At 73.3% G+C, this 9980-nt stretch carries 12 protein-coding genes; all 12 read left to right on the top strand.

All coding sequences use genetic code 11. The annotated features are described in order from the left end of the window. Positions 1 to 205 precede the first annotated feature (205 nt). On the top strand, positions 206 to 1057 hold the full coding sequence (locus tag ACJA3G_RS20780) for a hypothetical protein (protein WP_406554521.1): 852 nt from the start codon (positions 206 to 208) through the stop codon (positions 1055 to 1057). Positions 1058 to 1124: 67 nt separating this feature from the next. Next, positions 1125 to 1829, top strand: coding sequence for a Flp pilus assembly protein CpaB (cpaB, locus tag ACJA3G_RS20785; RefSeq protein WP_406554522.1), 705 nt, complete (start codon positions 1125 to 1127; stop codon positions 1827 to 1829). Positions 1830 to 1836: 7 nt separating this feature from the next. Continuing rightward, positions 1837 to 3072 (top strand): CpaE family protein, encoded by a 1236-nt coding sequence (locus ACJA3G_RS20790; RefSeq protein ID WP_406554523.1) that lies wholly within the window; start codon positions 1837 to 1839, stop codon positions 3070 to 3072. After that, positions 3069 to 3458 carry a TadE/TadG family type IV pilus assembly protein gene (locus ACJA3G_RS20795; protein WP_358832988.1) on the top strand — a complete coding sequence of 130 codons (390 nt, stop codon included), beginning with the start codon at positions 3069 to 3071 and terminating at the stop codon, positions 3456 to 3458. The genes ACJA3G_RS20790 and ACJA3G_RS20795 overlap by 4 nt, the downstream gene beginning before the upstream one ends. Further along, on the top strand, positions 3455 to 3886 hold the full coding sequence (locus ACJA3G_RS20800) for a TadE/TadG family type IV pilus assembly protein (RefSeq protein ID WP_406554524.1): 432 nt from the start codon (positions 3455 to 3457) through the stop codon (positions 3884 to 3886). The genes ACJA3G_RS20795 and ACJA3G_RS20800 overlap by 4 nt, the downstream gene beginning before the upstream one ends. 17 nt (positions 3887 to 3903) lie before the next feature. Then, positions 3904 to 5241 (top strand): CpaF family protein, encoded by a 1338-nt coding sequence (locus ACJA3G_RS20805; RefSeq protein WP_406554525.1) that lies wholly within the window; start codon positions 3904 to 3906, stop codon positions 5239 to 5241. An 8-nt stretch (positions 5242 to 5249) separates the two neighbouring features. Then, positions 5250 to 6188 carry a type II secretion system F family protein gene (locus ACJA3G_RS20810; RefSeq protein ID WP_406554526.1) on the top strand — a complete coding sequence of 313 codons (939 nt, stop codon included), beginning with the start codon at positions 5250 to 5252 and terminating at the stop codon, positions 6186 to 6188. Between the two features lie 11 nt (positions 6189 to 6199). Beyond that, a complete protein-coding gene (locus ACJA3G_RS20815; RefSeq protein ID WP_406554527.1) occupies positions 6200 to 7087 on the top strand; it encodes a DUF5936 domain-containing protein in 888 nt (295 codons plus the stop codon). 10 nt (positions 7088 to 7097) lie between these two features. After that, on the top strand, positions 7098 to 8444 hold the full coding sequence (locus ACJA3G_RS20820) for a sensor histidine kinase (protein WP_406554528.1): 1347 nt from the start codon (positions 7098 to 7100) through the stop codon (positions 8442 to 8444). Further along, on the top strand, positions 8441 to 9154 hold the full coding sequence (locus ACJA3G_RS20825; RefSeq protein ID WP_406554529.1) for a response regulator: 714 nt from the start codon (positions 8441 to 8443) through the stop codon (positions 9152 to 9154). Before ACJA3G_RS20820 ends, ACJA3G_RS20825 begins: the two co-directional genes overlap by 4 nt. A 129-nt stretch (positions 9155 to 9283) precedes the next feature. Next, entirely contained in the window at positions 9284 to 9514 is a 231-nt protein-coding gene (locus ACJA3G_RS20830) for a hypothetical protein (RefSeq protein ID WP_257583829.1), read from the top strand. Positions 9515 to 9570: 56 nt separating this feature from the next. Continuing rightward, positions 9571 to 9980, top strand: a 410-nt coding sequence (locus tag ACJA3G_RS20835; protein ID WP_406554530.1) for a pilus assembly protein TadG-related protein, incomplete at its 3' end; no start/stop codon positions are given.

A 9980-nucleotide genomic window follows, 5' to 3' on the forward strand; every position in this document is an offset into this window, starting at 1 on the left:
GGGGAGGGGAGCGCGCGCTGTGCGTACAAGTTGGTCCAGACCAATCCGGTTGTCAAGACCTCTGGCGCCCCTCGTGGCATCACAGAAACGAGAAGACTGTTCACGCGCAGCTATCTCGTGGATACAGTGCTGCTTCAGGGGGGTAGTGCGGTGATCACGTACGGCTGAGGGGGCCCACCACGGGCCGAGGGAACGGGGACTTGATGTGCCAACCGCGATAGCCGTCACCAGCCCGGACCTGGTGCTGCCCGCGGCGGATCCGCTCACGCCGCCGCCCGCGGTCCTCTCGTCCCCCGACATCCAGCCCCTCGACGACGCGCTCGCCCACGCGCACCGCCTGCTCGACCTGCACGGGCATCTGGTCGTGCTCTACCCGCGGTCGCTCGCGGCCGCCCACGAGCGGCGGCTGCACACCGTCCGCTCGATCCTGGAGAGCGACCGGATCGCGCTGGTCGGATCGCCGCTGCCGCCGCTCGGCCTGGCCGTGCTCGCGCGCCAGCTGTGCCAGCTGTCGGTGTGCGACTTCAGCCCCGGCGTGCTCGCCTCCGCGGCCCGCCTCCTCGCGCACTATGTGCACGCGGGCGCGGTGCTGAACTCCGTCACCCGCCTCGACCGCGTCCCGGTCGGCCTCAAGACCCACGCCAAGTCCTGGCTCCCCGGCAGCCAGTTCGCGGTCGTCGCCCACCCGGAGCCGCAGCTCGTCAGGATCGGCGCGGGCGAGCTGGAGGGCCCCGACTACGCCTGCCGGCTGCTGGTGGCCGGGGCCGCGGCCCCCTCCGAGTGGGTCACCGCACATCTCGCCGCCTCCTGGCAGGTCGCCTCCGTGCTCGAAGCCCCGCTACCGGGGTACTCGCCCGAGTGGTGGGGTACGTCCAAGCTCACCGAGTTCGCCGCGTACCTCTCCGATCTGTCCGTGCTCTACCAGCTCGTGGCATCCGTACGACGGGAGTCGTGCCGGTGGTGCGGCATGGAACTGATCGGCGACCGCTGCGGGTTCTGCGCCTCCCCCGTCCCCGCCCCCGAGCACCGGCTGCCCGCGGGAGGCACGTACCACTAGCCGCCGCGCAGCCCGCCCGGTGGCCCGTCCGCCCAGTCCCACGTCATCGAACGAGGTCGTACGGTCAATGAACTCCCGTCAGCGCCGCGGCGTCATCCTTCTGCTGGTCTCGGTCCTGTGTGCCGCCGGGGCCTTCGCCGGGGTCCTCTCGGTGATCCACGACGCCGACTCCAAGGTCGGCCCCGAGGTGACGGCGTACCGGGTGAAGCAGAACATCGCGGCCAACACGGCCTTGAGCGCCGATCAGTTCAGCCGGACGACCATGCCGAAGCGGTGGCTGTCCCGCAACGCCGTCACCGACCTCTCCGCGATCCGCGGCAAGGTCGCCGTCTCCGCGCTGCGGTCCGGCTCACTGCTCCAGTCCGACATGATCGCCGAGCGGCCCGCACTGCGCCCCGGCGAGCAGGAGATCGCCATCATGATCGACGCGTCCACCGGCGTCGCGGGCAAGATCCAGCGCGGCTCCTCCGTCAACATCTTCGCCACCTTCGCCGCCGCCAAGCAGGGCGACACCCCCCAGTCGAAGATCATCGTCTCCGGCGCCCGGGTCCTCGACGTCGGCAGACTCACCCCCCTCGACCCGGGCCGCGACGACCGCAACAAGACCACCGAGGCGGTCCCGATCACCTTCGCGCTGGGCACCCTCGACGCCCAGCGCGTCGCGTACGCGGAGTCCTTCGCCCAGCACGTGCGGCTCGCGCTCGTCGCGCCCGGCGGCGACTCCACGGTGCCGCCCGGCGACCGTACGTACCGCCTCGAAAAGGACCAGTGAGGTTCGGATGACCACCAGGATCCTCCCGGCCGTCCAGGACGCCGACGCCGCCCGGTCCGTCACCACCCTGCTCAGCCAGCTGCCCGACGCCGAACCCGCCGCGCCCGTCGCGGACTCCACCCAGCTCCTGGACACCCTGGCCCGGCTCGCCGGGGACTCCCTGGACGAGCTGCCCGAGGTCGTGCTCGTCCACGAGCGCATCGGGCCGGTGCCCGCCCTGGACCTGGTGCGCGAGGTGGCGCTGCGCTTCCCCGCCGTCGGCGTCGTCCTGATCACCTCGGACGCGGGACCGGGCCTGTTCGCCGCCGCCATGGACTCCGGGGCGCGCGGCCTGGTCACCCTGCCGCTGCACTACGAGGAGCTGGTCAGCCGGGTCCAGGCCGCCGCCCAGTGGTCGGTCGGTGTCCGCCGCCACCTCGGCGGCGGGGGCGAGGCCTCCAGCGGCCCCGGCGGCACGCTCGTCACGGTCACCGGCGCCAAGGGCGGCGTCGGCGCCACCGTCACCGCGATCCACCTCGCCCTCGCGGCCCGCGCGTCGGGCCGCACCACCGCCCTGGTCGACATGGACCTCCAGGCCGGTGACGTGGCCTCCTACCTCGACGTCCAGTTCCGCCGCTCCGTCGCCGACCTCGCCGCCATCACCGACATCTCGCCCCGGGTCCTCCAGGACGCCCTGTTCAGCCACTCCACCGGCGTCGGCCTGCTGCTCGCCCCGGGCGACGGCGAACGCGCCGAGGAGGTCACCGACCGCGCCGCCCGCCAGATCCTCTCCGCCCTGCGCCACCGCTACGAGGTGGTGATCGCCGACTGCGGCACCCAGATGAACGCCGCCAACGCCGCCGCCGTGGAGATGGCCGACACCGCCTTGCTGATCACCACCCCGGACGTGGTGTCGGTCCGGGCCGCCAAGCGGATCGTCCGGATGTGGGACCGCCTCCAGATCCGCAAGGCCGAGGAGACCACCACCGTGGTCAACCGGCACACCCGCGCCACCGAGATCCAGCCCCCGCTGGTCCAGAAGGTCACCGGCACCCGCGCCACCCGCACCTCGGTCCCGGCGGCCTTCAAGGAGCTCCAGGCCGTCGTCGACGCGGGCCGGCTGCACGACCTGGACGCCAAGTCCACGGTCAAGCAGGCCCTGTGGACGCTCGCGGGCGAACTGGGCCTGGTCAAGGGCGTCGGCCCCGCGCCGGAGAAGAGCGGCCGGGGCACCCTCGTCCTGCGGCGCCGGGGGCACGGATGAGGGGCATACGGACAGCGGCCGACCGGGACCGGGGCCAGATCGTGGTCGAGTTCACCGGCATGGTCCCCATCATCCTGGTGACCCTCGCCGCGATCTGGCAACTGGTCCTGACCGGATACGCGTTCACGGTCGCCGGGCACGCGGCGGACGAGGGCGCCCGGGCGGGCGCGGCCCGGGACGGCGGCGCGGCGGCGTGCGCGGCGGCCGTACGGGCGGCGGCGCCGGACGGCTGGGAGGTGTCCGCGCAGGAGTGCGGCGGCGGCGGGAAGGACGTCTTCACGGCCACCGTCGGCGTACGGGTGCCGGTGCTCTTCCCCGGCGCGTTCACCGTCCCCCTCACCACCGTGCACGGGCACGCCGGGGCGGCCCGCGAGGACGAGCCGTGAGGCGCCCCGGGAGCGGGACCCGGCGGCTCGCCGGAGCCCGAGTCCCAGTCCGAGTCAGGGGGCGGGGCCGGGACCATGGCTCGGCCGCCGTCGAGTACCTGGGCTTCCTGCCCCTGCTGCTGCTCGTCGCACTCGCGGGCGTCCAGCTGGGGCTCGCCGCGTACGCCGCCCAGCAGGCGGGCACGGCCGCCCGCGCCGCCGCCCGTACCGCCGCCCAGCGGGAGCGGGCGGACGGGGCCGAACAGGCGGGCCGGGCGGCGGTCAGCGCCTGGGTGGCCCAGCGCAGCACCATCGGGGGGACCGGCGGCTGCCCCGGGGACGCGGTGACCGTCACCGTCACCGTGACCATCCCCTCCGTCTTCCCCGGCGTCGACGCCTTCGGCCCGGTCCACAGAAGCGCCACCATGCCCTGCGACGAGAGCAACTGACCGAGGAGGCACGCCCCATGAGCCTGCGGGCCCGTATCACCGCCCCCGAGGAGAACCGGGGCGGCGAGGGAGACGCGCACCTCGTCGCCGCCTACCGGGGCAAGCTCCTGGAGGAGATCGACCTCGCCGAGATGTCCTCGCTCGCCGCCGCCGAGCGCCGGGCGCGGCTGGAACGCGTCCTCGGCCACATCCTCAGCCGCGAGGGCCCGGTCCTGTCCACCGGCGAGCGCGCCCAGCTGATCCGCCGGGTCGTCGACGAGGCGCTGGGCCTGGGCGTCCTGGAACCGCTCCTGGAGGACGCGTCCGTCACCGAGATCATGGTCAACGGCCCCGACCAGATCTATGTGGAGCGCGCCGGGCGGGTCGAGCGGCTGCCGATGCGGTTCGCCTCGCACGAGCAGCTGATGCAGACGATCGAGCGGATCGTGTCGACGGTCAACCGCCGCGTCGACGAGTCCAACCCGATGGTCGACGCCCGGCTGCCGTCCGGCGAGCGCGTCAACGTGATCATCCCGCCGCTCTCGCTGACCGGCGCCACCCTCACCATCCGCCGCTTCCCGCGCTCCTTCACGCTCTCCGAACTGATCGCCTTCGGCTCGCTCGACCAGTCGATGCTGATGCTGCTCGCCGGACTGATCCAGGCGAAGTTCAACGTGATCGTCTCCGGCGCCACCGGCACCGGCAAGACGACCCTGCTCAACGCGCTGTCCGGGCTCATCCCCGAACACGAGCGGATCATCACCATCGAGGACTCCGCCGAACTCCAGCTCCAGCAGGCCCATGTGATCCGACTGGAGGCCCGGCCCGCCAACGTCGAGGGCAAGGGCCATGTCTCCATCCGCGACCTGGTCCGCAACTCGCTGCGGATGCGGCCCGACCGGATCGTCGTCGGCGAGGTCCGCGGCGGCGAGTCCCTCGACATGCTCCAGGCGATGTCCACCGGCCACGACGGCTCGCTGGCCACCGTCCACGCCAACAGCGCCGAGGACGCCCTGATGCGCCTGCAGACGCTGGCCTCCATGTCCGAGATCAAGATCCCGTTCGAGGCGCTGCACGACCAGATCAACTCGGCCGTCGACGTCCTGGTCCAGCTCACCCGGCACGCCGACGGCTCCCGCCGGGTCACCGAGATCGCCCTGCTCGACAGCCACGGCCGCGACCCGTACCGGCTCGCCACCGTCGCCCGCTTCGACCCCCGCCCGATGGCCGCCGACGGGCGCGTCCACGGCGAGTTCCGCCACTTCCCGCTCCCGCGCCGCGTCGCCGAACGCCTCTATCTGGCGGGCCAGCCCGTCCCGCAGGCGTTCGGCATCGCCTCCTTCGACGAACAGCTCGCCACCCGAGAGGCCAGGTAGCACCGCCCATGTCCGCACTCACCCAGCTGACGACCGGGGTCACCCTGCTCGCCTGCGCGGCGGCGGTCGCCGGTGTGCACGTGTACGCCGGTGGCCGCGCCCAGCGCCGGGCCCTGGTCGAACGGCTCTCCACCGCCGGCGGCCCGGAGTCCGCCGGGCGCCGGCGGCCCTTCGCCGGGGTGGACCGCCGGCTGCGCCGCACCTCCGTCGGCCGGCGCATCGCGCGCAAGCTCGCGGTGACCGGCCTCGACCTCAGCCCCGGCGAGTTCGCCGTCTACGTCATCGCCGGCGTCGTCGGACTGTGGGTGGTGGCGGCCTCGGTGCTCGCCTCGTTCTTCGGCCCGCTCGCCGCGCTCGCCGGGCTGTGGGCCGCCAACACCTTCCTGAACTGGCAGCGCACCCGGCGCACCGAGGCCTTCATCAACCAGCTCCCCGAGATCTCCCGGGTGATCGCCAACGCCACCCAGGCCGGGCTCGCCCTGCGCACCGCGATCGCCATGGCGGCGGACGAGCTGGAGGCCCCGGCGGGCGACGAGCTGAAGACGGTCGCCGACCAGCTCGCCGTCGGCCGCACCCTCGACGACGCGCTCGACGAGCTGGCCAAGCGGCTGCCCTCGCGCGAACTGGTCGTCCTCGTATCGACGTTGATCCTCTCCAACCGGGCGGGCGGCGCCGTCGTCCACTCGCTGCGCAACCTCACCACCACCCTGGAGGAGCGCAAGGAGACCCGCCGCGAGGTGCGCACCCAGCTGTCCCAGGTGAACACCACGGCCTACGCGGTCCCGGCGATCGGGGTCGGCGCGATGCTGCTCGTCAACCAGATCGCGCCGGGCTCGCTCGCCAAGATGACCGGCTCGTTCCTGGGCCAGGCCGCGGTCGTCGTGGCGCTCGCGCTCTACGCGCTGGGCTTCGTCGCGATCCGCCGCATCTCGAAGATCGACGTCTGAAGGGGGCGGGCATGGAACTGATCCTGGGGCTCATCGTCGGACTCGGCGTCCTGGGCGCCTTCGAGGGCGTACGGATGTACCGCGCCGAAGCCCGGCTCCCCGGCGACCTGGCCCTCGCCCTGGAGGTCGGCGCCACCCGCACCACCCGCACCGGCGGCGCCATCGACCGCCTCGGCATCCGCTGGGCCCCGCTGGTCCTGCGGCTGATGGGACCCAGGCGCGTGAGCGAGAAGCGGCGCCGGATCGACATGGCGGGCAACCCGGGCGGTCTGACCATCGACCGGTACGCGGCGCGGCGCGCGGTGTACGGGGCGCTCGGCGCGGTCGGCGCGGTGGTGATGGTCTCGGGCGGCAACTACCTGCTGGCCCTGCTGATGGTCGCGTTCGCGTACTACTGGGTCGAGGTCGGCATCTGGGCGGCCGTGCGCCGCCGCCGCGACGACATCGAGCGCACCCTGCCGGACTTCCTCGACGTGCTCGCCGTCGTGGTCTCCGCCGGACTGGGCTTCCGCCAGGCGCTGGAGCGGGTCGCGGAGAAGTACGAGGGCCCGTGGGCGGACGAGGTGCGGATAGCGCTGCGCCAGATGGACATGGGCGTCAGCCGCCGCCAGGCCTTCGACGACCTGCGCCGGCGCAACGACTCCGAGCAGGTGGCCATGTTCGTCACCGCGCTCCAGCAGGGCGAGGAGCTGGGCGCGCCCATCGTGGAGACGCTGATCGCGATCGCCACCGACATGCGCCGCACCGACGCCCAGAACGCCCGCCGCAAGGCCGCCAAGGCGGTGCCCAAGGCGACGCTGATGGTCACCACGTTCATGGTGCCCGCCACCATGATCCTGATGGCCTCCGCGATGCTGCTCGGCTCCGAGGCCGACATCGGCTCGCTCACGGGGAAGTGAGGGGGTCCTGATGCGGAAGCCGCCCCGGGCGCAGGCGCAGTCGTCGTTACGGTCGAGGTCACACTCGCCGGTGCCGGTGCCGGTGTCGCCCCGGGGGCCGGTGAAGGGCGGGCAGCCACCCGAGGCCGGGCCGCCCGAGCCCGAGGTCTCCCTCCAGCTCAACGCCCTCCAGGCGCTGTGCCGCCAGGTCTTCCTGTTCCGGCTCGCGATGATAGGGCTCGGCACGCCCTTCGCCCTGGCCAACTCGGCGCGCGGGGTGGCGACCTGGCTGGTGTCGGGGGCCGTCCTGATCACCTTCATGGGCTCGTACGCGCTCTACCGCGACTGGGAGCGCTTCGGGCCGCTCCTGCTGCGCCACCCGTGGCTGCTCGGCGTGGACACCGCGTTCGGCGCGCTGCTGGTCTTCACCGCGACCCCCGACTCCCCGCTCGGCTACGTGGTCGTCTGCACCCCGCTGCTCGCCGGTCTGGTGTACGGGTGGCGGGGCGCGGGCGTCTTCGCCGGGCTCCAGTGCGTGGTCCTGGCGCTGGCGTACATGGCCCAGCACCGCCACCACCAGCCGCTCGCCCCCGCCCTGCTGCTGCCCGGCTTCTGTGTGCTGGCGGGCGCGGCCGGGGTGGCGGTCCGGGGTCTGCTGCTGCGGTTCGGGATGGCCTCGCGGGCGCTCACCGAGGCGCGGGCGAGGCTGGCGGTGGAGGAGGAACGCGCGCGCCTCGCCCGCGAGCTGCACGACTCCGTCGCCAAGACCCTGCACGGGGTGGCGCTCGCCGCCGAGGGCCTGGCGGCCTCCGCCGACCGCACCGACCCCGTGACGGTCCGCCGGGGCGCGACGCTGGTGGCGCGTTCGGCCCGTCGCGCCGCAGCAGAGTCCCGCGAGCTCCTCGCCGACCTGCGCCGCGAACCCGGCCCGGACGGGGGAGTGGACGTATTGGCGGAACTCGCGGCGCGCGTACGGGACTTCGCGGAACGCGCCAAGGAGGTCGGCGTGAGCTACCGCGCCCTCTCCCTCGACGGGCCCGCGACCCGGGTCCCGTACCCCGTCGCCCGTCAGCTCCTGACGATCGCCTCGGAGGCCCTGGAGAACGCCCACCGCCACGCGGGCCCGGCGCGCGTGGACGTCTCGGCGGGCGTGGTCGGTGACGTGCTGCGCATCAGCGTGTACGACGACGGGCGCGGCCTGCCCCCCGGCACCACCCTCGACGGGCTGCGCAGGGCGGGCCACTTCGGGCTGGTGGGCATGGTCGAGCGAGCGGCGGACCTCGGCGCGCGCATCCGGATCGGCCGGGGCCGGGCGGCGCGCGGCACCGAGGTCCGCCTCGACCTGCCGCTGGCCGCGCTGGAGAGGAGCGCGGTGTGACCCGGGTGGTGGTGGCGGACGACAACCCGGTCGTACGGGCCGGGCTCACCGCGCTGCTGGAGAGCCACGGAGGGATCGCGGTGGTGGGCGAGGCGGCGGACGGCGGCGAGGCGTACGAGGCGGCACTGCTGCACCGGCCGGACGTGGTCCTGCTCGATGTGCGGATGCCGGGCGTGGACGGCCTCACGGCCCTGCCCCGTCTGGTGCGGGTGGCGCCGGTGATGATGCTGACGTACAGCGCCGAGGCGGAGACCGTACGCGAGGCGCTGCGGCTGGGCGCGCGCGGTTATCTGGTGCACGGTGAGTTCACGGTGGAGCAACTGGTCGACGCGGTACGGGACATCGCGCGCGGCGGAGTGTCCCCCGTCACCTCGCCGGGTGTCATGGCCCGGTCGATTTCATTAAATCCGAACGAAGAGGCTTCGCGGATGCAACCGGATGTGGGACAGTCGTCAGCGGGACACCGGAGCCGAACTCCGCTCCGGCGCCCGGAACTTGGGGCACACCGGCTGAGCAGGAGGGAGGTGGAGGTGATGGAGCTGATCGCGGCGGGCATGAGCAATCAGCAGATCGCCGCCGCCTGCTTCATCAGCGAGAAGACGGTGAAGAACCACATCAACCGCATCTTCGCGAAGCTACACAGCAACAGCCGCACCCAGGCGGTGGCGACCTGGCTGGGCACGCGGGCGGGGCGGGGGGTGCCGGSATGAGGCGCGCGAGCCCCGCCTTCGCCGCCCGCCGCCGGAATTGGGCCCAGGGGCCCTGTGCCGGAACCGGAGGGCCCGGGTACGGTGCGGCTGTCGAGCGCGGCACCGCCGTAGACCCCGGAGGGGACCACCATGAACGACAAGCTCCTCAAGCCCGCGACCGCCGCCAGGATCCGGGTCCACGGCTGGCTGAACACCACGGCGACGGCGCTGCGGCGGCGGGGGGACCGGGGGCAGGGCGCGGTCGAGTACATGGGGATCATCATCGTGGTGGTGGCGATCATTCTGGTGCTTACGCAGACGAATTTCGGCACGGCCATCGCCCAGAAGATCACCGCCGCGATCAACAAGATCAACCCCTGACGTCCCGTCGCCCCCGGGGCGACCGAGGGCAGGCCTTCCCGGTCTACATCACGGCGGTGGCGGGCCTGCTCTTCCTCGCGTTCGCGTACTTCGCGGTGGGCCAGGCGGCGGCCAAGCGCAACGAGGCCGAGACGGCCGCCGACGCGGCGGCGCTGGCGGCGGCGCAGGACTACCGTGACCGGCTCCACGACAAGCTCCTCACCGGGTTCGACCCGGTGCTCTGGAAGGACGTCCTGGACGGCCTGCGCGGCGGCAACGCCTACGCGTCCTGCGGAGCCGCCGAGGCCCTGGCCGCGAGCAACGGCGCTTCGGTGAAGACGTGCGTGCCGGGCGACTGGCCCGGTTACACCGTGTCCGTACGGACCACCACCACGGCCGGGAAGTCGGTCGTCGCCGCCACGGAGACCAGCAGGGGCACGGCGGAGGCCACCGCCGTGATCGAGCCCCGCTGCGGAATCGAGGGGAG

Origin of the sequence: Streptomyces sp. YS-3 (genome assembly GCF_045257485.1) — a bacterium.
Classification (GTDB): Bacteria; Actinomycetota; Actinomycetes; order Streptomycetales; family Streptomycetaceae; genus Streptomyces.

What these genes read in the sequence shown, in the direction of transcription:
- ACJA3G_RS20795 (WP_358832988.1), top strand. Translation starts at nt 3,069, where the DNA reads ATGAGGGGCATACGGACAGCGGCCGACCGGGACCGGGGCCAGATCGTG.
- ACJA3G_RS20820 (WP_406554528.1), top strand. Translation starts at nt 7,098, where the DNA reads ATGCGGAAGCCGCCCCGGGCGCAGGCGCAGTCGTCGTTACGGTCGAGG.
- ACJA3G_RS20805 (WP_406554525.1), top strand. Translation starts at nt 3,904, where the DNA reads ATGAGCCTGCGGGCCCGTATCACCGCCCCCGAGGAGAACCGGGGCGGC.
- ACJA3G_RS20790 (WP_406554523.1), top strand. Translation starts at nt 1,837, where the DNA reads ATGACCACCAGGATCCTCCCGGCCGTCCAGGACGCCGACGCCGCCCGG.
- ACJA3G_RS20830 (WP_257583829.1), top strand. Translation starts at nt 9,284, where the DNA reads ATGAACGACAAGCTCCTCAAGCCCGCGACCGCCGCCAGGATCCGGGTC.
- cpaB (WP_406554522.1), top strand. Translation starts at nt 1,125, where the DNA reads ATGAACTCCCGTCAGCGCCGCGGCGTCATCCTTCTGCTGGTCTCGGTC.
- ACJA3G_RS20815 (WP_406554527.1), top strand. Translation starts at nt 6,200, where the DNA reads ATGGAACTGATCCTGGGGCTCATCGTCGGACTCGGCGTCCTGGGCGCC.
- ACJA3G_RS20810 (WP_406554526.1), top strand. Translation starts at nt 5,250, where the DNA reads ATGTCCGCACTCACCCAGCTGACGACCGGGGTCACCCTGCTCGCCTGC.